General features: G+C 61.6%; 31 protein-coding genes. 22 read left to right on the plus strand and 9 right to left on the minus strand.

What is annotated here, in order from left to right; all coding sequences use genetic code 11:
• Window positions 1-673: 673 nt before the first annotated feature.
• From WOC76_RS06950 to WOC76_RS07000, 11 genes are all read left to right on the plus strand, one after another.
• The gene (locus WOC76_RS06950) at window positions 674-913 is read left to right on the plus strand and encodes a hypothetical protein (RefSeq protein WP_341108056.1); all 240 of its coding nucleotides are present in this window, start codon (window positions 674-676) and stop codon (window positions 911-913) included.
• A gap of 205 nt (window positions 914-1,118) precedes the next feature.
• Window positions 1,119-1,802, plus strand: coding sequence for a hypothetical protein (locus WOC76_RS06955; protein WP_341108055.1), 684 nt, complete (start codon window positions 1,119-1,121; stop codon window positions 1,800-1,802).
• Window positions 1,803-1,890: 88 nt separating this feature from the next.
• Entirely contained in the window at window positions 1,891-2,112 is a 222-nt protein-coding gene (locus tag WOC76_RS06960; protein WP_341108054.1) for a hypothetical protein, read from the plus strand.
• A gap of 9 nt (window positions 2,113-2,121) precedes the next feature.
• Complete coding sequence (locus tag WOC76_RS06965; protein WP_341108052.1) at window positions 2,122-2,307, plus strand: hypothetical protein; 186 nt, start codon at window positions 2,122-2,124, stop codon at window positions 2,305-2,307.
• Window positions 2,308-2,309: 2 nt separating this feature from the next.
• Window positions 2,310-2,621: a hypothetical protein gene (locus WOC76_RS06970; protein ID WP_341108050.1), complete on the plus strand. Its 312-nt coding sequence runs from the start codon at window positions 2,310-2,312 to the stop codon at window positions 2,619-2,621.
• On the plus strand, window positions 2,621-2,821 hold the full coding sequence (locus WOC76_RS06975) for a hypothetical protein (RefSeq protein ID WP_341108049.1): 201 nt from the start codon (window positions 2,621-2,623) through the stop codon (window positions 2,819-2,821). Before WOC76_RS06970 ends, WOC76_RS06975 begins: the two co-directional genes overlap by 1 nt.
• 13 nt (window positions 2,822-2,834) lie before the next feature.
• The gene (locus WOC76_RS06980; RefSeq protein WP_341108048.1) at window positions 2,835-3,149 is read left to right on the plus strand and encodes a hypothetical protein; all 315 of its coding nucleotides are present in this window, start codon (window positions 2,835-2,837) and stop codon (window positions 3,147-3,149) included.
• Window positions 3,150-3,165: 16 nt separating this feature from the next.
• Window positions 3,166-3,576: a hypothetical protein gene (locus WOC76_RS06985; RefSeq protein ID WP_341108047.1), complete on the plus strand. Its 411-nt coding sequence runs from the start codon at window positions 3,166-3,168 to the stop codon at window positions 3,574-3,576.
• 2 nt (window positions 3,577-3,578) lie between these two features.
• Window positions 3,579-4,109 (plus strand): hypothetical protein, encoded by a 531-nt coding sequence (locus WOC76_RS06990; RefSeq protein ID WP_341387777.1) that lies wholly within the window; start codon window positions 3,579-3,581, stop codon window positions 4,107-4,109.
• 275 nt (window positions 4,110-4,384) lie between these two features.
• The gene (locus WOC76_RS06995) at window positions 4,385-4,747 is read left to right on the plus strand and encodes a hypothetical protein (protein WP_341108044.1); all 363 of its coding nucleotides are present in this window, start codon (window positions 4,385-4,387) and stop codon (window positions 4,745-4,747) included.
• Between the two features lie 211 nt (window positions 4,748-4,958).
• Window positions 4,959-5,234, plus strand: a complete 276-nt coding sequence (locus WOC76_RS07000; protein WP_341387780.1) for a general stress protein — start codon at window positions 4,959-4,961, stop codon at window positions 5,232-5,234.
• 272 nt (window positions 5,235-5,506) lie between these two features.
• Here WOC76_RS07000 and WOC76_RS07005 read toward each other — a convergent pair whose 3' ends face one another.
• The 3 genes from WOC76_RS07005 to WOC76_RS07015 form a co-directional block, all read right to left on the minus strand.
• Entirely contained in the window at window positions 5,507-5,854 is a 348-nt protein-coding gene (locus WOC76_RS07005; protein WP_341108038.1) for an integration host factor subunit alpha, read from the minus strand.
• A 156-nt stretch (window positions 5,855-6,010) separates the two neighbouring features.
• A complete protein-coding gene (locus tag WOC76_RS07010; RefSeq protein WP_341108036.1) occupies window positions 6,011-6,232 on the minus strand; it encodes a hypothetical protein in 222 nt (73 codons plus the stop codon).
• A 40-nt stretch (window positions 6,233-6,272) separates the two neighbouring features.
• Window positions 6,273-6,560, minus strand: coding sequence for a helix-turn-helix transcriptional regulator (locus WOC76_RS07015; RefSeq protein ID WP_341108035.1), 288 nt, complete (start codon window positions 6,558-6,560; stop codon window positions 6,273-6,275).
• Between the two features lie 120 nt (window positions 6,561-6,680).
• On the opposite strand from WOC76_RS07015, the gene WOC76_RS07020 reads away from it, so the two are divergent.
• From WOC76_RS07020 to WOC76_RS07055, 8 genes are all read left to right on the plus strand, one after another.
• A complete protein-coding gene (locus WOC76_RS07020) occupies window positions 6,681-6,851 on the plus strand; it encodes a hypothetical protein (RefSeq protein ID WP_341108034.1) in 171 nt (56 codons plus the stop codon).
• A 100-nt stretch (window positions 6,852-6,951) separates the two neighbouring features.
• A complete protein-coding gene (locus WOC76_RS07025; RefSeq protein ID WP_341431341.1) occupies window positions 6,952-7,539 on the plus strand; it encodes a hypothetical protein in 588 nt (195 codons plus the stop codon).
• Window positions 7,540-7,609: 70 nt separating this feature from the next.
• Window positions 7,610-7,855 carry a hypothetical protein gene (locus WOC76_RS07030; RefSeq protein WP_341108032.1) on the plus strand — a complete coding sequence of 82 codons (246 nt, stop codon included), beginning with the start codon at window positions 7,610-7,612 and terminating at the stop codon, window positions 7,853-7,855.
• Window positions 7,856-7,919: 64 nt separating this feature from the next.
• Window positions 7,920-8,585, plus strand: coding sequence for a hypothetical protein (locus tag WOC76_RS07035; protein ID WP_341108030.1), 666 nt, complete (start codon window positions 7,920-7,922; stop codon window positions 8,583-8,585).
• A gap of 221 nt (window positions 8,586-8,806) precedes the next feature.
• On the plus strand, window positions 8,807-10,159 hold the full coding sequence (locus WOC76_RS07040) for a YfjI family protein (protein ID WP_341431342.1): 1,353 nt from the start codon (window positions 8,807-8,809) through the stop codon (window positions 10,157-10,159).
• 223 nt (window positions 10,160-10,382) lie between these two features.
• Window positions 10,383-10,994, plus strand: a complete 612-nt coding sequence (locus WOC76_RS07045) for a single-stranded DNA-binding protein (protein ID WP_341108027.1) — start codon at window positions 10,383-10,385, stop codon at window positions 10,992-10,994.
• Window positions 10,995-11,188: 194 nt separating this feature from the next.
• The gene (locus tag WOC76_RS07050; RefSeq protein WP_341108025.1) at window positions 11,189-11,425 is read left to right on the plus strand and encodes a hypothetical protein; all 237 of its coding nucleotides are present in this window, start codon (window positions 11,189-11,191) and stop codon (window positions 11,423-11,425) included.
• 184 nt (window positions 11,426-11,609) lie between these two features.
• Window positions 11,610-11,900 (plus strand): hypothetical protein, encoded by a 291-nt coding sequence (locus tag WOC76_RS07055; protein ID WP_341108023.1) that lies wholly within the window; start codon window positions 11,610-11,612, stop codon window positions 11,898-11,900.
• A 516-nt stretch (window positions 11,901-12,416) separates the two neighbouring features.
• Here the strand turns inward: WOC76_RS07055 and WOC76_RS07060 are convergent.
• From WOC76_RS07060 to WOC76_RS07070, 3 genes are all read right to left on the minus strand, one after another.
• Window positions 12,417-12,602: a hypothetical protein gene (locus WOC76_RS07060; protein ID WP_341431343.1), complete on the minus strand. Its 186-nt coding sequence runs from the start codon at window positions 12,600-12,602 to the stop codon at window positions 12,417-12,419.
• A 367-nt stretch (window positions 12,603-12,969) separates the two neighbouring features.
• On the minus strand, window positions 12,970-14,442 hold the full coding sequence (gene flgK / locus WOC76_RS07065) for a flagellar hook-associated protein FlgK (protein ID WP_341387792.1): 1,473 nt from the start codon (window positions 14,440-14,442) through the stop codon (window positions 12,970-12,972).
• Between the two features lie 16 nt (window positions 14,443-14,458).
• Window positions 14,459-15,691, minus strand: a complete 1,233-nt coding sequence (locus WOC76_RS07070; RefSeq protein WP_341108017.1) for a flagellar hook protein FlgE — start codon at window positions 15,689-15,691, stop codon at window positions 14,459-14,461.
• Between the two features lie 170 nt (window positions 15,692-15,861).
• Here WOC76_RS07070 and WOC76_RS07075 point away from each other — a divergent pair, with 170 nt between their 5' ends.
• Complete coding sequence (locus tag WOC76_RS07075) at window positions 15,862-16,248, plus strand: hypothetical protein (RefSeq protein ID WP_341108016.1); 387 nt, start codon at window positions 15,862-15,864, stop codon at window positions 16,246-16,248.
• Between the two features lie 4 nt (window positions 16,249-16,252).
• Here the strand turns inward: WOC76_RS07075 and WOC76_RS07080 are convergent, their stop codons facing one another.
• Window positions 16,253-16,567: a hypothetical protein gene (locus WOC76_RS07080; protein WP_341108015.1), complete on the minus strand. Its 315-nt coding sequence runs from the start codon at window positions 16,565-16,567 to the stop codon at window positions 16,253-16,255.
• A gap of 134 nt (window positions 16,568-16,701) precedes the next feature.
• Window positions 16,702-17,055: a hypothetical protein gene (locus WOC76_RS07085; RefSeq protein ID WP_341108013.1), complete on the minus strand. Its 354-nt coding sequence runs from the start codon at window positions 17,053-17,055 to the stop codon at window positions 16,702-16,704.
• A gap of 261 nt (window positions 17,056-17,316) precedes the next feature.
• Between WOC76_RS07085 and WOC76_RS07090 the strand changes: the two genes are divergently transcribed.
• Entirely contained in the window at window positions 17,317-19,353 is a 2,037-nt protein-coding gene (locus WOC76_RS07090; RefSeq protein WP_341431344.1) for a PHA/PHB synthase family protein, read from the plus strand.
• A 2-nt stretch (window positions 19,354-19,355) separates the two neighbouring features.
• On the opposite strand, the gene WOC76_RS07095 is transcribed toward WOC76_RS07090, so the two are convergent.
• On the minus strand, window positions 19,356-19,598 hold the full coding sequence (locus WOC76_RS07095) for a hypothetical protein (RefSeq protein WP_341108008.1): 243 nt from the start codon (window positions 19,596-19,598) through the stop codon (window positions 19,356-19,358).
• 203 nt (window positions 19,599-19,801) lie between these two features.
• On the opposite strand from WOC76_RS07095, the gene minC reads away from it, so the two are divergent.
• Window positions 19,802-20,599, plus strand: a complete 798-nt coding sequence (minC, locus tag WOC76_RS07100) for a septum site-determining protein MinC (protein WP_341108006.1) — start codon at window positions 19,802-19,804, stop codon at window positions 20,597-20,599.
• The last annotated feature ends 11 nt before the right edge of the window (window positions 20,600-20,610 follow it).

Consider the following 20,610-nt stretch of genomic DNA (forward strand, 5'->3'; position numbering starts at 1 on the left):
ACTGCCAAAGCTGCCAAAAGTCGTCTCGACGGAGAAAAACACACACCGGCACTACTGTTAAAGCTGCCAGAAGCCTTCGTGTCTCCATCCGCAGGGCATGCAATTTTGAAAAGCACATACCCGACGAGCTGCCAAAGCTGCCAAAAGGTAGCCTCCCAGCCACCGGATTAAGACGCTGCTTGAAGTGCGCTCGCGCCCTCGATCCGGCTGGCGGAAATGTCCGGCGGGCTTGCTTGCTCCCGTGAGGCACCACCTCTGCCACTCTCGCCCGTCCATCCACCCACGGACCCGCTGGAACAACAGCCAGCCAGGCGAGTTTCCGGCACGTTGGGGGAAAGGTTATTTCAATGCTTCTTCACCCGGCCTTGTGCCGGGCTTTTTGATTGATGGGCAGCTAGTGGAACATCCGCTTGGTCGATTGGTTCTACCGGCGCGACGCGTAGCCCCTGGCTTGTCCCGGAGCCACTCCCCAGTGTCCCTGGCGGGCTATGCGTCGCACCCCCGGAACATTGTTTCCTGTCTGCGAGTTGCTCCCATATCCCCCTCCCAGGGGGCTCTTCTCCTTGGCCCGGCTCGCGTCGGGCCTTTTTTGCGGAAGGCGAGCGCTTGGCGCGCAATGCGGAACAGAGGGGCTGCCGGCGGGTTTCCGCGCGGGGCGCATGGAGGATCGACCGTGTCCCGGAAGTGCCTGACGATCACCGCCGCTGCAGCGGTTTTGGCAACCAGCTTCTCCGTCTCGGCGCAGCCTGTCGATCAATGGTATATCGTGCAGGACCCACAAACGAAGCTGTGTGCCGTAGTTGACCAAAGGCCCATGACTGAAGACCTGATTGTGGTCTCGCCACACGGCTATCCGAGCCGAGTTGACGCCGAGGCTGGCATGAAGACCGTGACCGTCTGCGAGACCCGCTGACGGAACAACCTCCGGCCTTAGCGGGTTCTAGAGCAAACCAGCGTCAGCAACTGGTTCCTTCGTCTGTCAAAATCGACCCGGCGCCCGTCGCCGGGTTTTTTTGGGTCTGCATAAATAGGTCAGCAATGTTGACCTATTTCTGATTGTGCGCTTACTCTGCGGCCATGCTTACGCGCGCGTCGCAATAGACCGGAGCGACAATCCCTTGGCCGACACCGCCGACACGACGCAGAAGGCCCACTCGAACCGCCTGGCGCGCCTCGGGCATCACCTGTCCGCTGCGAAGCGAAAGCCCATCGTCGAGTTAAACGCTAAGGTGAAGCTTCTTATCGAATACATGGCGACGGGCTGTCCGCATCCGTGGGTGAGCCAGATCACCCGCGCCAGCCCGACCGAGTTGGAGCCCGACCGCCGCCGGCCGCTGGAGCCTGGCGAGCCGATGAAGCTGGACGAGGCGGCCGACCTGCTGCGCATCCGTCGCCGGCGCGCTCGCGAAATCATGCAGAGCCCCGCCGCGCAAAAGGAGCTCGCCCGTCAGCTCCAGGGATTACGCTCTGGCATGAAGGCCCGCGCCATGGCCGTCTTGGGCGCGATCCTGGAGGACGAGGGCGACGGTTCGGCGGCGACGAAGAATGTCCGCGTGAAATGCGCGAACGCGATCCTTGGCGAGGAACAGCGCAACGGCGGGGTCACCGTGAACGTCAACAACGGCCCGGTTCTACAGGCGGGCATCGTCGTAAGACTTCCCAACAGCGTCGCCAGCCCCCCGCTCGAACGCAACGAGCCAGGCCAATCGCGCATTGAGACAGACCGGTTTTCGACACAACGCGCGCTCCCCGTCATCGACGCAACTCCGATCCACGCCGACGCCGACGAGGGCGAGCAATGACGGCCATTCAGTTTCTCGTCTATCTCACAGTTAGCGTCGCCATGCGCATCGAGCGCGCGATTGCTTTGCTGACGGAGCGCGACAGCCAATGACAGATCACCCGCGCTTCTTCGCCCAGGAACTTGCCGCCGACGCCGAGCGGGATTTCGGCGCGCTCGAACGCCGCAAGGCGGAAGTGGACACCCGCTTGGCGAAACTCAGCGCCGCAGATCAGCAGCAGTTCCGCGAGGAATTGACGAGGCTCTTGAAGCGCAATCAGATCGCGGGGGCGAAGCCATCGTTCCGCCGCTCGTGGAGCAACGGGAAGTAGGAGAACGCAATGAAAAGCCCAACGCAAAAAATTCTGGCCAACAAGCCAACGCCTTACACCGTCACGCGCGGAAAGACCGGCGCGCTGCTCGATAAAACTTCGACCGTTGGAAACATGCCGGCGCGGGCGCCCAGCCCCCAGGCGCTCAAGGAAATCCGCGACGGCCGGAATTTCGCTCCGAATAAAGGCGCATGAACATGGCCGTCATCGACGCAACACTCCGCTCGCCGGCCGGCTTCCTAGACGCGATCGAGGCCAAAGCCGACCGGCTCGGTTTCGATCACGTCACGCTGCTACAGCGCGCCGGCGTCACCGCCGAGGAATATGCCGCCCTGGACGCCGCTCTTTCCGCCGCAGATGGTGAGACCTGGCGCCGACTTGCGAACGCTGTGAAAAGCCAGCCGGCGCTCTGCGATCAGACAAGCCAGGTTCTCGAAGCCCCGGACGGTCGCGCGACGGCAGATAGTTATGGCGGCCATTGGCAATCACACCATGGCGACATTGGCTGATGACCGACGACGACGCGCCCAAGCAGATCGACACGCCCGCCAGCTCGTGGGCGCCGTGCGAGCGCGTTGTCCCGCTGCATTCGGTTCCGCCCCCAACCGCTGATGAAATCTGGCGACGGCATCTTGAGGACAATCTTCGTCGCCGCGACGAGAAACCAAAACCGCCGCCGAGGGCGCGCGGCATCCAACGAAGAGTTTGAACGGAGAAGAAACATGGCTGGCGAACGCGGATTTCTGCAAACTGCATTTGGAGAGACGAAGGTTTTTGCATCGACAAATTCTCCGCTCGGCATTCTTCGCGCGATCCAGAAGACGGCGGAATATCACGGCTCGAAGCTTAACGAGAGTGACATTGCCGCGCTCGAAGAGCAGTTCGCGCACATCGACGAAAAGCTCTTTCGGCGCGTGCTGAACTCGATCGAGTTTCTTCCATTGCAGCTCTTGCTTATCGAGGCAATGGAACGCGTTCCGACCGGCAGCACCATGCAGCCGCGCGATGTTGGAACCCAGTTCGGTAACGCGGCGTAATGACGAGGGCGGCGCGATGCGGGTTTTACTTATCACCATTGATCCGCCGCGCGCCGGCATCGCGGACTTGCACGCGGTGTTGCTGTGCCATCCGAGCATTCTCGATTGCATGAGCGAGCAGGTTTACACCTACATCGCGAAGACGGAGGACAGCATGTCGGCAGACGAGCTTGGCGACTTGATCGCTGTAACGCTCCCCTCCGTTCCGTTCATCGTGGCGATGCTTCACCCGCAACGCTTCGCCGGATATTTCTCGCACGCGATGCGGCAATGGCTGGAGGCTCCCCCGCCGCCCCTCCGGCACGAGGGACACCAGCCAGACCTTGCGTCGATCGGCCGGCTCCCGCCTACCGACATCCTCGAATACAGCGCGCAGCAGGCTCGCCTTGCCGCGCTCATCGCCGCGCCCGTTGAAGGGGAGGGCTGAACATGGGCATCGCGACCGCCTTATCACTCGGCGCCACGGGGCTCGCTGCATTCGGCTCCTACGAGCAGCGCCGTACCGCCGCATCGAACATGCGCCAGCAGGGCAAAGACACGGCAATCTCGCGCTTCTATGACAGCCAGCAAGCCGCGCTCGCCGCTCAAGTTGGCGAGCTTCGCGCGACGCAGACCGGTCTTTACATGAGACGCCAGCAAGAAGGCGTTATGGCGAACATCGACGCTGTCAGCGCATTGAGCGGCGCGGCAGACGATAGCCCAAGCACATGGGCAGTTCGCAATCGTTACCAGAACCTGAGTGATGAGGCGCGCGTCAACGCGACAACCAACATACGTCTCGATGCGCAAGCGAAGAGAAACGCCGCGATGTTGTATCAGCTCTCCGGCATGAGAGCGATGAGCTTGGCCGATCAGAACGCAAACAATCTGGAAATGAATGGGCTGTTGTCGGCGGGCGGCGGACTCTTAAAGGCGCTGAACGGGATGTTCGCGCAGCCCGATCCGTACGCGCGTTATTGACGATCGGCGCGGCGGCGCGCGGCAAAGTGTAAAAAATCTACTCCAAAGCATCGCGCTCTGCCCGTCGAAGAGGCCGAATTTATTCACGCCACGCACGCATCGCATTGAATGAACTTGTGAAAGTAGGGTGTAAAAATACTACAGACCAGCGTAGATTTTCTACTGCAAAAACAGAGGCTTGCGCTGTTTACAAGCGGGCCGATTAGTGCATATTTATTGCTGTGGCCGATTTGTAATAGGCCGCGCAGAAGTTATTTAGCCGAGGGATTTTTCAAATGGTCAGCAAAAAGCTGCAACGCGCGATCAACAAGCAGCGCAAAGCCTTCGACGGCTTTTTCAACCACCCCGACATCGACTGTTTGCCGCACGATCAGGCGTATAGGCTTTCGGTGGCGGAAGAATGCGCCGCTCGGAAGATTGCGACTATGGAAATGAAGAGCGATGCGGAGTTTCTTCACGCGCTTCGATACCTGACGCTTCGTGCGCGCAAGATTTGGGGCGACCCGGACAATGGCTTTGACCTCAGCGATGTAGCTGTGCTGATCGAGCAATATCTCGGACTTTCCGACGAAGAGGCCGAAAAGGTTTTTGGCGATGCGGGAGAGGCTGCGCCGGGCGCGGCGCAGATCGCCGCCTGAGATAGAAAAGGCCGGCCCTTATCACGGGGCCGGCCAGCTCCTCGGTCGCCGCCGGAAGAGAGGGGGCGCGGCAAAGCCCCCATGTGCCGATAAGAGCCCATCGCGCCGGATCAGGCAGCGCACCCGCCAGGCTCGGCGGATTTTTCACTGGCGCGTCTGCTTGCCAACAGCTAGGCTTGAGATTAGTTGACGGCGAAAGTAGGGGTTGGGGGTGACGGAAGCCGATAGACCAAAGAGCCTGCGGGGGTTCGCTTCGATGAGCCCCGAGCGCCGGAGTGAGATTGCCCGGATGGGCGGGAAGAGCGTTCCGGCAGCTAAGCGCGCCTATTCCCAGGATACGGAGTTAGCTGTGGCGGCTGGTCGCAAGGGAGGGTTGTCCGTCAATCCGGCCAAGAGGGCGTTCGCGAGAGACCCTGAGCTTGCTTCCAAGGCGGGAGCTAAAGGCGGCCATGCTTCGCGTGGCGGTGGGCGGCCGAAGGAGCCCTAATATCAGGATGGGTTACTTAGCCTGAACCCCCGGGACCCCTTTAGGGCTGGCGCAGCAAGAATTGCGCTTACCGGTTAGCCCAAGAACCTTACGCAGAACGCGCGCTTTCTTTCCACAGATTAGAAGTTTCCCGTTGTCGTGAATGTGCACGACGGGACCGCCATCCGCGCGAATGCGCCAACCGCGGCTAGTATCATCGCGGCTCATTTCTACCTCGAAAAGCCCCATGGCTCGGAGCTGTTCGAAAATGGCTTCGGCGCTCAGCGGCTCGGTCACTGCGCCTTCGGCTTCCGAAGCCGCGCACTCAGTCCAAGGCCGTTTATCTTCTTGAGCACCAGTGGGGACGCCCTGAAGGTAACGACACGGCGCGAGGTGATCTTCGCTTCAACGCCTGTCCTCGGGTTCCTGCTCAATCTCTCGCGCTTGGCGCGAACCTTGAAATTGCCGAAGGCTCGGAGGCTGACGGTCTCGCCGCGCACCAGGGCCTCGCTAATTTCCTCCAGAGTAGCGTCAACGATATTGCGCGCATCGTCCCGCGAGATGGACGGGACAGCCCTGTGGGTGGCCTCTCGCAAATCGAGGCGCGTCAGTGTGCCTTCCGGCACGTTCTCTCCGGCCATCATTTTTCCCCCACCCTAGCCTTCGTTAGCCCTGCGCCCCTCCCGCCTGCCATCCGTACTTTCCACAGGTTGAGTGGCAAGTGGCTGCTCTGCAAAGCTTTCCCGCGCGCCGAAGCTTCCTGCATACGCCGCGCCGCCTGTGAATGCAGGCGGCGGCTAGAATGGTCTGCGTCCCCGACGAGAGGAAGCGGGACCGAGGACTTTGCCCATTAGCTCCAATGCGTCCTCGGCGATTTCCTCAGGATCATCTTGCCCGTTGCATGCTCCGGTGACAGCAAGCACAGCGCGCACCAACGCGGCTTGGTCGAGGTTAATCCCGCGATCAGCGGCCATTCGAGTTGCGGCGTCGATGGCCGCGTCGATCAAATCTTGATTCATACCGGCTCCTTCAGGCTGGCTCTCTCGAATAGCCTTGGACCTATTCATCATTCTCAGCGTTGAGATCCTCGAGCGGGATCGTCCGGGCCGCATTGTCCTGCCTGACCTTTTTTAAACGCACGCCAGGCCCTTCTCCGTTTTCTTCCACGAAGATGACGCCCGCCGCTTCCAGGGCCGAGCGGATGGCCGCCGTCGCGTGACCTGGCCCTGTCGCATCGGTTTCCGCGCGCGTCACCGTATTGCGATGAACCCCGGCGCGCTCCGCTAGGTCGCGGACTGTCCAATTCAGCAGTGCCCGTGCGGCCCTGATTTGTGCGCTTGTCACCATGAAGCCGCTCTGTTATTGTGCGTGTGTCACCATAAGGTGACAATAGCACAGCGCCTACCGAAACCAAAGCGAAACCGCCGCCGGGGAGGCCCTTTCCGGTGAACGCCCGAGGTTCGCCCAATGGACTGGAAAACCGCCGTCACCCTTCTCGCCGCCGCGCCCTTCCAGGTGCTGGCAATCGCCTTTTTCGCGTTCGAGACGGCCGCGATTTTCGGGGCCCTCACAGCGCGGCCGAGCGCCGCCGCCTGTGGACAAGCCAAGAGAGGCGAGCCAGCACCTCCGGCCGCGTGACAGATTACCGAACGCGCGTGAGCTAGCCCGGCCAGGCGAAAGCGAGAAAGCCCTCTCGTTGCTCATGCGCTCCCAAAGGGCGCTCGCGAGGGCTCGCGATATGACGAACAAGGCAGAAAAAAAATATGCGGGCGAGCTCGCCGAGCCCGTCGTCGTCCATATGCCTGCCACGGAGCAGGATATTTTCGACGCCTTGGGAGAATGCGACGCAAAGCTCCCCGCGCTAGCTAGCCATTACGGAATCGATTTGTCTGAGCTCCGTGGCCCGCTATTGCTCTGCCTGGCGTTGGCACGCGCGCATGTTCCAGGATTTCAGATCGAGCTGCGCCAGCCGATCGGGCGCCCGAAGAAGCCGGCTGCGCTCGACATCCAGATGCTTCTACTCCTGGAAGGCGCAGCCGAGAAATACGGCGAGCGCGGAGCGAAAGCCAGGCTTGCGCGGGAACTCGCAGACCACGAAGAGCGCGCCTTAGCCAAGCGTGAAGGCCGGAGGCCAACGAAAGCCAACGCGCAAAAGATAGCGCGCACGATCCAAAATGACCTTTCGCGACTCGATAAGGGAGCAAGCCGACTCCTCGCACGCATTATTCTTGACGGGATAGAAGCCGGCAAAAGCTTGGAGCAGATCACTGAGGAAGCGCCCGAGATCATCGCCCGGCTTTCTCACGAAAAGTCACCAGAAAAATAGGGGGCTTTATCTGTGAGACGACGCTGGCTCATCCTCGCCGTGCTTCGCAATTCTTCGAGGTTTTCAGCAGATGGCGCGTCCCGAAATCACCGGCAAGAAACAGCGCGGCCCCGAGCCGTTCAGCATCGAGGAGAGGCTCGACTACGGAAGCTTTTCGGTCCGTGAGGCGCAGTCGCTCGCGGGCGTTTCGAATACGAAATTCTACAACGACGTGAAGAAGGGGCTCGTCCAAATCATCAAGAGGGGCAGCGCCTCCTCGGTCCCGGGCCCGAGCCTCAAGCGCTACATGGGCTTGGCCCAGGTCGCCGCCGCTTAGTCATAAAAAACGCCGGAGCGGCTTAGCGGGCCACGTCCGGCGCAAACTTCATTCAGGCAGACGAATGAATATCCAGATTTCCCCAACCTGTCCAGCGCACCGCGGGCCTTCGAACGACATCGAAGCAGAGCGCAGCGCATGGCTCGCGAGTCTCGCCGAAAGAGCCTGCCGCATCCAGTGCGATGGAGCCACGTTAGAGCGCGCGATCCGTGCAGGTGATCCTGACGCGATCCAGAGGCGCGCCGAGAACGTTTTCGCGTCAGTAGAGGGCATTAAGGACGCGTTCAACGCGGCTTTCGACTATGGGCAACATCCGCGTGGGCCGTCGCCCGAGCTGCTCGCCGAAGCGGCGCGAGAGTACCATAGACAACTCGGCGACCGCGTTTCACTAGCGACTGACACGCGCAATTTCAGCCAGGTCTATGAGGATGCATATCGCCGCGAACGTGCGCAACACGTCGCTTCCGAGCGGCCGGCGCGCGCCTTGCCGGCCACATGGCACGGCGTCGGAGACGAGCCCAGCCCCAAGACGCGAGCGCAGCGTGAAGCCATCAAACGCGCGTATCCGCAGGAATGGACCGCAGGAGCCCGAGCCGGCTTCACAGGCTCTAAGGCCTATCCGCAATCATTCGCCACATGGTCCGCAGCTCGCCGTGACGCCTGGTTTGCCGGCGCCAATCAGGGACTTTGCGACCGCGTGAAAGATTTCGCCCGAAAGGAAAACGCGTGAGCAAGCCAGAATATCTCACCGAGCAGGAATATTCCGAGCATCGCGCCAACCTGCTGCGCAATGCCTCCGTTATCCGCGTCAATGGCATGGATCACAGCAACGCGACCAAGAACTGGCCGAAGCCGAAGCCAATACCTAATGGGCTTTTGCCGGTCATGCCGTTCCAGTTCGACTATCTTCCCGCGAGCCTTGGACCTTGGACCTCCGACATTGCCGAAAGGATGCAATGCCCGCCGGATTTTGTCGGCATCCCAGCCGTTGTTTCGCTCGGCGCGGCGCTCGGTCGCAAGATCGCGATAAGGCCACAGCGTTCGACGGACTGGACGGAAGTGCCCAACTTTTGGGGATGCATCATCGGCCGGCCTGGCGCACTCAAATCGCCTGCTATGCGTCAAGTCATCAAGCCTTTGCAGCGCCTTGAGGCCCAAGCTGAAAAGCAGGCAGAGAGCGCAATGCAGAAATATGCTGCCGATCTCGAACTCGTGAAATTTCGCAAAGATGAAGCGAAGAAAAAAGCCAAAGACGCTCTCAAAAAGGGATTATCGACAGAGGGGTTATTCAACATTGAGGAGCCCGAGCAACCGACATCGCGACGATACATTACTAATGATACAAGTTACGAGAGCCTTGGTGAAATTCTCGCCGCCAATCCGTATGGCGTTCTCGCATTCCGCGACGAACTCGTTTCTCTTCTCAAGACGCTAGATCGAGAAGAATACGCTGCCACGCGTGGGTTTTTCCTCACCGCATGGAATGGTACAGACGGTTACACGTTCGATCGTATCATTCGATGCAAGACGCGCATCGAGGCCGCTTGCCTGTCCCTTCTCGGTTCGACACAGCCCGGAAGGATTGCCGAATACATGCGGCGTGCGATCGCAGGCGGCGCGGCGGACGACGGGCTCATACAGCGGTTCAGCTTGATCTCCTGGCCGGACCAGTCGCCCGAATGGCGCGACGTTGACAGATGGCCTGATAGCGAGGCCCGGCGGGCCGCTTGGGACGCTTTCGGCAGCTTTGACAGTCTCGACCCTATGCGTGTTGGCGCGCAGGTGGACGACTTCGACGGGCTGCCCTTTCTTCGGTTCGATGACGCCGCCCAGGAAGTCTTTGCTGGATGGCGCAATGACCTGGAGCACAGGCTGCGCGCCGGTGAGCTGCATCCGGCCCTCGAAAGCCACCTGTCCAAATACAGAAAGCTCGTCCCGAGCTTGGCGCTTGTGAACCATCTGGCGGACCATGGCGAAGGCCCTATTGCGGAGGCCGCCATCCTACGGGCGCTCGCGTTCGCCCAATACCTCGAAAGCCATGCCCGGCGCGCTTACGGCGCGGGGACTGAGGCCGAGAGCGCCGCCGCGATGGCGATCCTATTCCGCATTCGTAACGGCGACCTCAAGGACGGCTTCACCGCCCGAGAGCTATGGCGCAACCAGTGGACAGGATTGACCGACCTGGACGCCGTGAAGGCCGGCATTGAGCTTCTCGTGGACCTCGCATGGCTCGATCAGACCGAGGCCAAGACAGGAGGACGCCCGCTCGTCAAATACGACATCAACCCCAGGGGCGAGCCGTGACCGACTACCTCGCGCGGCTCCGGGCACTCAATCGTGAAAAGCATATACCCCAAGAACCGCCATTACTGCCAAAAGGGTCTTTTGACAGCTCTGGCAGTGACGCAGGTATAGGCTTTTCAAAATCGCAGTCTGCTTTTGGCAGTAATGGCAGTGAGCCCGGTAGGGGCTTTTTAAAAAACGATGCTGCCGGTTTCAGCCCGCCGACAGGCTATGAGCCCCACCAATGCGCCACATGTGGGAGCCAGCACGCTCTGTTCGGTATCGGCTGGACCGTCGCCAACCCATCCGCAGCGAAATGGTTCTGCGGCGCATGCAGACCTCATCGGAGCGCCACCCAATGACATGCTTCGCCCTCATCACCGGCATTCTCTCCCGCGCCCCCGAGCGCCGCGTCGGAAAAAGTGGCAAGCCATATTTCATTGCGACCCTGAAAGCCAAAGACGGCGACGGCTTCACGTTCTGGCGAATTACAGTCTTTAGCGAGTCGGCCGGCGAAGAGCTCATGCAGCTCGGCGAAGGCGACGCCGTGTCCGCGCAGGGCGCCATGAAGGCTGAGCTCTACCGGCCCGAAGGCGGCGAGGCGCGCATCAGTTTGTCGATGGTCGCGGATGCGATCCTGCCAGCCAAGCGCAAGAGGGAACGCAAAGACCAGGGCGAGGACGAGCCGCAGCGCCAGACCCAAGCGGCCCGGGCGAGTGATTGGAGAGCCAGAGAAGGGCGCCGTAGGTCCCTCGCAGAGCAGGCCGGGAACGGCGGGACAGCACACGGTTACGGCCACCAGCCTCGGCATTGGGGCGGATCAACCGAGCCGGAACTCGATGACCCTCCCTTCTGATCGGAGCAGACCATGCCGACAAGACTTCTGACACCACGCGGCGACCTCGACCGGCAAGCCGTCATGGCTGACGCGCACAAACGCTATCGCGAGGGCCAGCGTCTTCGTCTCGGTTGGTCCTTCGCGCAATGCCTCGCAACAGCACAGGCCGCCGCAAAAATTCAGCGCAACGAGACGATTATGGAGGCCATCAGGTGGCGCGTTTTGAATACGGACCTCACCCCGAAAAGCGCCAAATCCTGCGCGCGATCAAAAAGGGCGAGATGACAATTCCGCAGGCCGCGCGTCGGTTCGAGCTGCCAATCGGCGGCGTTGTCACCATGATGCGCGCCGCAGGAATGAAAATCCCCGAAGAATTTTCCAAGCCCCGCAGAGAGCGCAGTCCCGAGCCGCTTTCGCGCGCCTCAATGGGGAAGCTCAAAGACAGATAATAGCGAGCGATACAGCTCAGATACGGTTAACAAATAGTTAACGTCTGTGCGAAGCCGCACATCCTGAATGGGACATATGTGCGACAACACACAACATCGAAGCGCTCTACCAAGGCGACTTCGAGGCCCTTCCGAGAAGGTTCCTACCAAGAGACTTTCGAGGATCAACGCGTGGAGAAATAAAATGTATACTTTTCGCAACATCACCTTTTCGGCGCTGGTTAGCATCCCGTTCGTTATGGCGCTTACCCCGAGTGCTAATGCTTGTGGCTTCTTTGGTTGCATCGCCAACCAGATCGTTCCTGGTTCCGGGGATGTGGGAGACGCCGTGAATGACAGCTTGGGCCGTCCCGTCGACCATGTTGTCAATTACGGGGCTGGCGTTGTCACCGGCGTCATCACTGAGAACCCGGCTGCCGGCGCGGCGGTGACCGAAGGGCTGGAGACGTATGACCAGATGCGGCGCGGCGAGTGATTTGGCGCACAGCCAAGATTTCTCAAATCCTTTAGAAGGCTCTCCATAAGGGGAGCCTTTTATGTTCGTCCGGGGTCTATCGTCGTATGTCCAAGCGAAAGCCAAAGGACGGTAGGCGAGGCGTCTCCACTGCCTCGTTGGTAGCCCCGGATGCCTCTCTGCGCACAAAAACACTGGTGCAAAATCGGCCGAACCAACCTTGCTGCGCGGGAATGTTTCGAGCGGGTGAAATTTCCGCAGAACGCCGGAAGGTCGAATTAACAGCAGGCCGTCCGTGAATGTTGCGGGCGGCCGAAATTTATGGCGGCGGGCGAACGAGCGGATTTTGCGTCGGAATGTTTTGGGGCCGGAACCAAAATTTAGGGGCCGAGTGTTTCGGGGCTGAACTCGTGAGCGGAGACCACCAGATCACTGATTTCGTTTGCGAATTTCCTCCCCACCGGCATGGGGGTGGGGGTCTCGCGCCAGGAGGGCGCGACCATCCGAGAGCCGAGGGCGCGGCTGTGGCGGGCTGCGTCAGCGCGTGGGCCTGTCGATCCGCTCCCACGAAGGCAGCTCGATGACGGCCGGCTCGTCTTTGCGGGGCGCACCGGGGATGGCGGCGAAGACGGCGTGAGGCGGGGGGAGCATCATGGGCGGGTTTGTCCATCTGTCCATGCGCTCAATGTCGCCGATATGGCGTAGCGTGATCGGCGGCAACATCGCCAACCGCGCCGCAGGTGAGCCCCAGCTCGCGCCGTCTCAGATCAAGCAGCCCGGCGATCTCGCGAGTGTTTTCTGCAAGCCCGATAATCTCGATGGCGCGCTCCGTCCGAGGATGCGCGAAGCTACTCCGGGCCGGTTCCCGCGTCCAGACTGTAGGCGAAACTGTGGGGGAGCTAAGCTATTGCCGATCTACTGCAATTAAGAACAATTGCTTAAGGCTTTAATGTCGCGGAGCCGAGATCGGCGTGGCGCAAGGTCGAAACTTCCTTTTGGCCTCGCGCCAGATCGGTCTGGAGCAGGCCGAGCGTCCGCCGTAGCGATGCGGTCATGGAAAAGGTCGAGGTTGACATATACATGGACATTCTCACGCGTGGAGCGCCGCGAATAGCGCGTTGAACATCGAATTCACCGCTTCGAGCAACTTGGCGGACGCCTGATAGGAGTTCTCCAGGGCGAGCATCTGTGACATCTGATCATCGAGATTCACGCCGGTCGCGTTGGACAACGCCTGCGTCGTTTGTGACACGATGGCGCCGTAGTAAGTCGTGGAGCTTTCGGTCTGCTGCCGCCTCGCTGCAATCCAGCCGTTGGAGCCGGCCGCTAGCATGTCGACGGAGGCGCTGGCGCCGAGGCCGGCGGCGGGATCGAAACTTTGGGTCTTGGACGTCGCGTTGACGAGTTCGATTAGTCGATTGGCGTATCCCGGTGCGCCGGTTGTATTGTAGACATAGGCGGGATTTCCGGAAATCCCGCCGTCGCGTAAGCGCGACGCGTCACCGCCTTGCCCAGGATCGACGATGGCGTTGAGAGCGATTTGGCCGGCAAGTCCCGGCAGGAGCGTCGCGGCGGGGGCCTGGGTCGCGGTGGCGTAAGTAAAGAGGCCAGGAAGGTCGGGCCCGCCGGCGCCGGTCTGATCCCTCTCGGCGAAGGCGACGACAAGGCCGCGTGCGACTTCATCGAGCTGATTTTGGAGGAGCGGCGCGATATCGTCTCGAATCTGCATTAATCCGACGATGGCGCCGGCGCGCAAGGCGAGAGGGGCGCCGGCGCCGGTGACTTGTACACCGTCGATATAGACGGCGGCTCCGGTGGAGCCTGGCGACAGTGTCGGCGTTTGCCGGAAAGTGAGTTGGCGAGGAGTGGTCTCGAACAGCGTGACGCCGCTATCCGTGTAGATCACCGTGTCGTTGTTTGCTCGGTTAACGGCCGTGACGCCAATTCGCTTCGTAATTTCCGCGAGCAACGAATCGCGGCGGTCGAGCGCGTCCGTCATGTCGGCGCCCGCAACTGTACCCCGAACAATTTCAGTATTGAGGTCGCCGAATTTTACGAGAAGTTCATTGACCTCGGAGACCGCATTGGCGGTTCCCTCATCCGCGGCGCGACGTTCCTGCTGAGCAGCGGCCGTCGCGTTACGCAGCGCCCCGACGACGTCCTGCGCGGCAGAGATCGCAAGCTGCGCCGCCGTCTGGTTCTGGGGCGTCGCGCTGTAGGTCTGCAATGCGCCCTTCAGTTTCGAGATGAGCGATGCCGCAGAACGGCTATTGGAAGAGTCGGAAAGGTTGAGCGCCTTGTCTATGCGCGAAAGTGCGTCGGAGACGGCGCCGGCTGCTTCGTTGTATGCGCTTGCAGAAAGGAGATTTCGGAAAAGCGCGGTGTCCGTCGCGCGCCCCACGCCAATGAAATCGACGCCGGCGTCATCGGACTCGAGATTTGCATGTTTGGTCGTAACGCCAGCCACGCCGGCTCCCGCGACATTTCGCGATGTCAGGTTGATCTGGTCGGAAATGACGCCGAGCGATCTGGTGGCGATCGCGCCGGCTGAGGTGAGTGACATGCGGCGGCTCCGTTGATTACTTGATGTTGTTCAGCACCTGCAGAATCTCGGAGGTGACTTGAAAGGTTTGCGTGTTGGCCGTGTAGGAGCGCTGCGCAATGATCATGGCCGAGAGCTCGGTGGCGAGATCGACGGCGGATGATTCGAGCGACGAGGCGACGATCGAGCCTCGGCCGCCGACGCCCGGAGAGGAGACGGATATCTCGCCCGAGGCTCGATTGGGCACGTAGACATTTCCCGTAAAGTTGAAGAGCTCCGTCGGCGCCCTGACATCGGCGATCGGCACCGTATAGGCCGAGACCAGCTGGCCATTATCGAGCTGATAATTGAGAACGCCATCCGAGGAGACGTTCACCATGCGGACGGCGCCAGCTGCATTGCCGTCCGCATGAACGTAATTGACGACGAAGGGCGCTCCGAGCTGCGTCGTGTTGCTGAGATCCAGCGTGATCTGCGAGGAGCCTGTCGGCGTGAATGTCGCCGAGGCGCCGGTCGCGATCGATCCATTGGCGGGGTTGAAGGTCAGCGTCTGGGTCACGAGCGCCGCGCTGGCGTAGGGGAAGCCGCCGTTGGTCGCGCCTGCGGAGTCGTAGATCGACATTTCCCAGGTGTTTGCGGCCGATTTGGCGAAGTAGACGTCGAGCACCTTCGACGCCCCGAGATTGTCGAAAACCGTGAGAGAGGATTTCGATGTGTAGGCGGCGCCGGCGGCGTTGGTCGAGGGCAGATTTGCGGCGGCTGTTATCGCGGCTGTCGACGGGAGATTGGCGGAGAGCGTACCGTTCGTCGTCGGATCCGAGTAGAGCCGGTCGTTGTGAACCTGCACCACTTGCAGATTTCCGAGCGAGTCGGGCTGCGTTCCGGCTGGCGCGGCCATCAGATAATAGCCCGCCGAGTTGACGAGTTTTCCCTGTTCGTCCGGAGAAAAGGAGCCTGCTCGCGTGAGGAAGATCGCGCCGGAGGCGTCCGACACGACGAAGAATCCGTTTCCTCGTATGGCGAGATCGGTGGCGTTTCCAGTCGTCGCGATCGTGCCTTGCGAAGTCACCTCGTAACGGCTGCGTGTGTAAACGCCGCCGCCGGCCTGGTTGGAATCCTGATAGCCGTTGAGGACGGTGAGGAACTGCGTCGTCGCCCGCTTGTAGCCGGTCGTGCTCGAATTCGCGATATTTTCGGAAAGATTGGACAGCGCGTTCGATTGCGCGGACATGCCCATCATGGAGGTGTTGAAGAGACCAAAGATCGTCATCACATCAACCTGAGAAATTGACCCGAGAAGATTAGACGCGAAAGGGCTTGTCCGAAGCTTTCAGGCGTGGTTCGCGCGCCGTTGCCCGTAGGTAGGGGTATGGTTAAGACTGTCTCGGGTTGTTGGAGACGAAGCCGGGGCGCCTCATGGCCGACGAAAGAACGAGAGGAATGTCGAGATATCGGGTTGCCGGATCGGCGCTTGCGCGCTGGCGCGCGTCTCCGTCCGAAAGTCCTGCGGACGGCGGCGACGAGCGGCGCAGCGACAAGCGGCGCGGGGTGAGTCTCAACTGGGGCAAGGCGCTCGATACGTCCGACCGCTTCCTGTGCGATTGCCTCGTGTTGAACCGCTCGCATGGCGGCGCGCGTCTGCGTCTTGCCCGCAAATTGGCGCTCCCGACATCCTTCCATTTTTTCGACGATGCGGAAGCCGCGCTTTTTGCGGGTTCAGTCGTCTGGCGGCAGGGCGATATTGTTGGCTGCCGCCTGACGCTCGAGCCATTGCATGGCAAGGAGGAAGCCGTGAAGCGAATGAGCGGTCGTTATTACGCTCTGTGATCTTTCACGCTTCGCCCGCCACGAAATAACGCAATCGGCGTTGCGCCGCCCATTTCGCGGCGCTGTTGGCGCCGGCGGCGAAGGAGCCGGCGTCGAATGGGGCGCGCTGATCTTCCGCAGCGCGTGCGAGAAGGCCGGCCGCGATCGAGAGAAGCACCGTCGTGGAGGCTTTTACGAAAGTCGCGTCGTCAGAGCCGGCGTCGCGCGCTTCGCTACGAATCCGGGCGACGATGCTGCGCACCTCGTAATCGAGCAGTTCGAGGTCCTGACGGAGAGGCTCGTCGAGCTTTTGACATTCTTCGATGGACATGACCGTCATCCCGGCTCCTCTTCCAATACTCATGCCGCCTCCGATACGCCTACTGCACGGGTTACTTTCCAGCGCGGCGCCTAACAAACGCCTGCCGGTTTCTTCGTCTCGCGGGGCTCCGCAAGCCCTGCGCAATTTCTGCGTCACCTCGAGGGGAGGATGCAGCCAGCGCGCTCGATCTGCGCTGCAAGCGCAAGGGCGTTCCCCTTCAGCCGCGCAACCTCGGGGGCCACGTCCTCGTCGAAAAGCGTCGCCAGGGGCGTGGGCACGCCGAAGGTCCGAATGCGATCGTTGGCGTGATGTTTGTCCTGAACGAGTTCAGCAAAGATGAGGCTGCGCATGGTCTTTGCATGCATGCGCGCAAGCTGCGGGCAGGTCGCCTGGGCATAGACGCCGGGCTCGATGATCTCGGGGGCGATCGCGTCGTGCTGCTTCGCGCAGGCGGCGAGGCCGAGCAGGGCGCAAAGCGCGAGCGGGCCGCGCGCGATAAAGAACATTTTTCCTCCGCCGGGACCGGGGTTGTCTTGCTCCCTTTTTGAGGGAACAGGCTGGCGTGAAGCCTTCCGGCCGCGACATCTTGGCGGCCCCGCGGCGCTTTTCTGGCCCTGACCTGGTGGCGTATAAGTGGGCGTTCTGACGCGGCGGCCGGATGGCGCGCGGCGGTTTTTTGTCGCCGAAACATATTAAGTCGAGACGCGGCGAGCCGATGCGGGCATACTGTCTCGGAGGGCTGCCGGTCGAAAAGGACGGGAAAGAGCATGACGATGAGCCGCGACGACGAGCCCACGGTCAAGGGGCGGAAGGCCCCCCAAAAGACCGGCGGAGGTTCGGAGCGCAAGGCCAAGACGGTCAGGAAATCCGGCAGGAAAGCCAAGGAAAAGGTCGAGCCGGCCGCCGCTCCCGCCGCAGAGGCGCCGAAGGCCCCTGCAAGCGCCCCGCCGACGGAACCGCGCGCGGCGAAAAAGCCCGCGTCCTCCAGGATCGACGCCGCCAGGATTGCCGCTCCCCCGGTCCCGTCTCCGCTGACGGCCGTCGATTTCGAGGTCATGGCGGAGAATATGGCCCAGCTCGTCGATCAGGGCCGCAAGGCGCTCGCCGCGGCGATCGGCAACGCCGAGGCCGGCGGGCCGCGCAGCGAACTTGCCGCCAATGTCGCCGACGCCACCAAGACGCTCGGCGTCGTGGCGGAATATTGGCTCGCCAAGCCGGAGAAGGCCGCGGTCGCACAGGCCGAGCTATACGGGGGGTTGAGCGAGATCTGGCGCCAGACCATGCGGCGCTATACAGGCGAGGACGTGCCGCCGGTGGTGGCGCCGGAACCGGGCGACAAACGCTTCGACTCGCCAGAATGGGAGCAGAACCCCTTTTTCGACTGGCTGCGCCAGTCCTATCTCTACGCCTCCCGCTGGGCTGGGGATATGGTGGAAAGGGCCGAGGGGGTCGATCCCCACACGCGCGCCAAGGCGGCGTTTTATACGCGCCTCATCTCGAGCGCGGTTTCGCCCTCCAATTTCGTGCCGACCAATCCGGAGCTTTTGCGCGCGACGATCGAGAACAGGGGCGAGAACCTCATTCGCGGCATGAAGATGTTCGCCGAGGACATCAACGCCGGCGGCGGCATGCTGAAGATCCGCCAGAGCGACGACACCAAGTTCCGCCTCGGCGTCGATCTCGCGACGACGCCGGGAAAGGTGATCTGGCGCAACGACGTGATGGAGCTGATCCAATATGCGCCGACGACCGAGGAGGTCTATGCGCGCCCGCTGCTGATCACGCCGCCGTGGATCAACAAATTTTACGTGCTCGACCTCAATCCCGAGAAGAGCTTCGTGCGATGGGCGGTGAATCAGGGCTTCACCGTCTTCATTGTTTCCTGGATCAATCCCGACGAGAGCAAGGCCGAGAAGGGTTTCGAGGCCTATATGCACGAAGGCGTGCTCACCGCCCTCGATGTCATCGAGAAGGCGACGGGCGAGCGCAAGGTGGCGGCTGCGGGCTATTGCGTCGGGGGCACGCTGCTCGCGCTCACGCTGGCCTATATGGCCGCCAAGGGCGACGATCGCATCGATAGCGTCACATTCTTCGCCACGCAGGTCGATTTCAGCGAAGCGGGCGATCTCCAAATTTTGATTGACGACGCGCGGCTCGAGGCGCTCGACGATGCGATGGCCAAGACCGGCTATCTCGATGGCGTCAAGATGGCCAACGCCTTCAACATGCTGCGGCCGAACGAGCTGATCTGGACCTATGTCGTCAACAATTACATGAAGGGCGTCGAGCCTGCGGCTTTCGATCTTCTCTATTGGAATTCGGATTCGACGCGCATACCGCGCGCCAACCATTCCTTCTACATGCGCAGCTGCTACCTCGAAAACAGGCTGGCGCGCGGCGAGATGGTGATCGACGGCGTGCGGCTCAATCTGCGTCAGGTGAAGATTCCGGTCTATGAGATCGCCACCAGGGAAGACCATATCGCGCCAGCGCGCTCGGTCTTCCGTGGGGCGAAGTTCTTCGGCGGCGACGTGACCTATGTTCTCGGCGGCTCCGGCCATATCGCCGGGATCATCAATCCGCCGTCTAAGGGCAAATATAATCACCTGACCGGCGGGCCCGTGAAGGGAAGCTTCGATGAATGGGTCGCCGGCGCCAAGGAGACGATGGGCTCCTGGTGGCCGCACTGGCTTTTGTGGATCACGGCGCAAGCGCCGGGCAAGGTCAAGGCGCGCACGCCGGGCGGCGGCAAGCTCCCGCCGCTTTGCGACGCGCCGGGCGAGTATGTCCGTGTGAGAAGCTAGGCTCAGGTGGCGTGGCCGCGCGCCGCATAGGCGACGAGCGCGGCCATGCGCTCCACCTCGAGCGGATCGTAATCCATCGGCAAATCTTCCGGCGGCACGTCTGAGTCGCTCGAGCGCGTCTCCATGCCGTCGTCGCCGAAATAAAATCGCGCGCCTGTGGGCGTGAAGGTGATGACCCACTCGCCGGCCCGGCGCTCGATGCGAAAGTCGTCCGTTTGCGGCGCGTTCGTCCTGGACGCGGTCATGGCCGTCTCTCCGATGATCGGGGGGATTTAGAGCGTTTCGAGGCGCGGTGAACTGCGGCCAAAAAAATCGCTTCGTTTCCGGACTGGCGAGCGCGGAACGTGAACGCAACCGTTAATTTTGCCTGAAGCGCGCATGACCGGTTAATGCTTCGTTAACCATACGCAGTCATTAAGGAAAACTCAATCAATCGAACGAGTTCGCCGTGACGCAGACCGTCTCCCGCCACATCCGCTTTCGCGGACGTTCGTTTCCCACTCTCGCGCTCGAGCTCGACGCGCCGCTCGCGGACTGGATGGCGAGGCTCGACGCTTATCTGGCCTGCTCGCCAGCTTTCTTCGCCAAAAAGCCGATCGTTGTCGATGTATCCAAACTCGATCTCGATCGCGACGCACTCCGTGCGCTTCTGCGCGAGCTGATCGGGAGGGGAATTCGAATACTCGGCGTCTCCGGGGTTGACCCCGCCTGGGCCGCCGATGATCTGCCGCCCATTCTCACGGGCGGGCGCCCGGCTGCCGTTCCCGACGCGGCCGCCGCCGAAGCTTCTCCTAAAAAGGCCGAGCTGACGGCCGACGAGCGCGCAGCCTTCGAGCAGATCGCGGGCGCGCTCGCCCAGCCCGGCGAGTCCAAAGAAGCGAAGGAGCCGCCGGCCGCCGTGACTCCGGAGCAGACCCATTCGCCGCTCGTCATCGAGGCCCCTGTGCGTTCGGGCCAGACCGTCTTCTACCCCCAGGGCGACGTCATCGTCATCGGCTCGGTGAGTTCGGGCGCGGATGTGATCGCAGGCGGGTCGATCCATGTTTACGGAACCTTGCGGGGACGCGCGATGGCGGGCGCCTATGGCGAGATGCGCGCGCGCATCTTCTGCCGACGTCTCGAGGCGGAGCTTCTCGCGGTGGGAGGGGTCTATCTCACCGCCGATGAAATCGACAAGGAAATGCTGAGCCATAACGTGCAGATCTGGCTCGATTCAGAAGATGTCAAAGTGGCGCGGCTCGATTGAGAGAGGATAAT

This window comes from Methylocystis sp. IM3 (assembly GCF_038070105.1).
In the GTDB taxonomy this organism is placed as follows: Bacteria; Pseudomonadota; Alphaproteobacteria; order Rhizobiales; family Beijerinckiaceae; genus Methylocystis.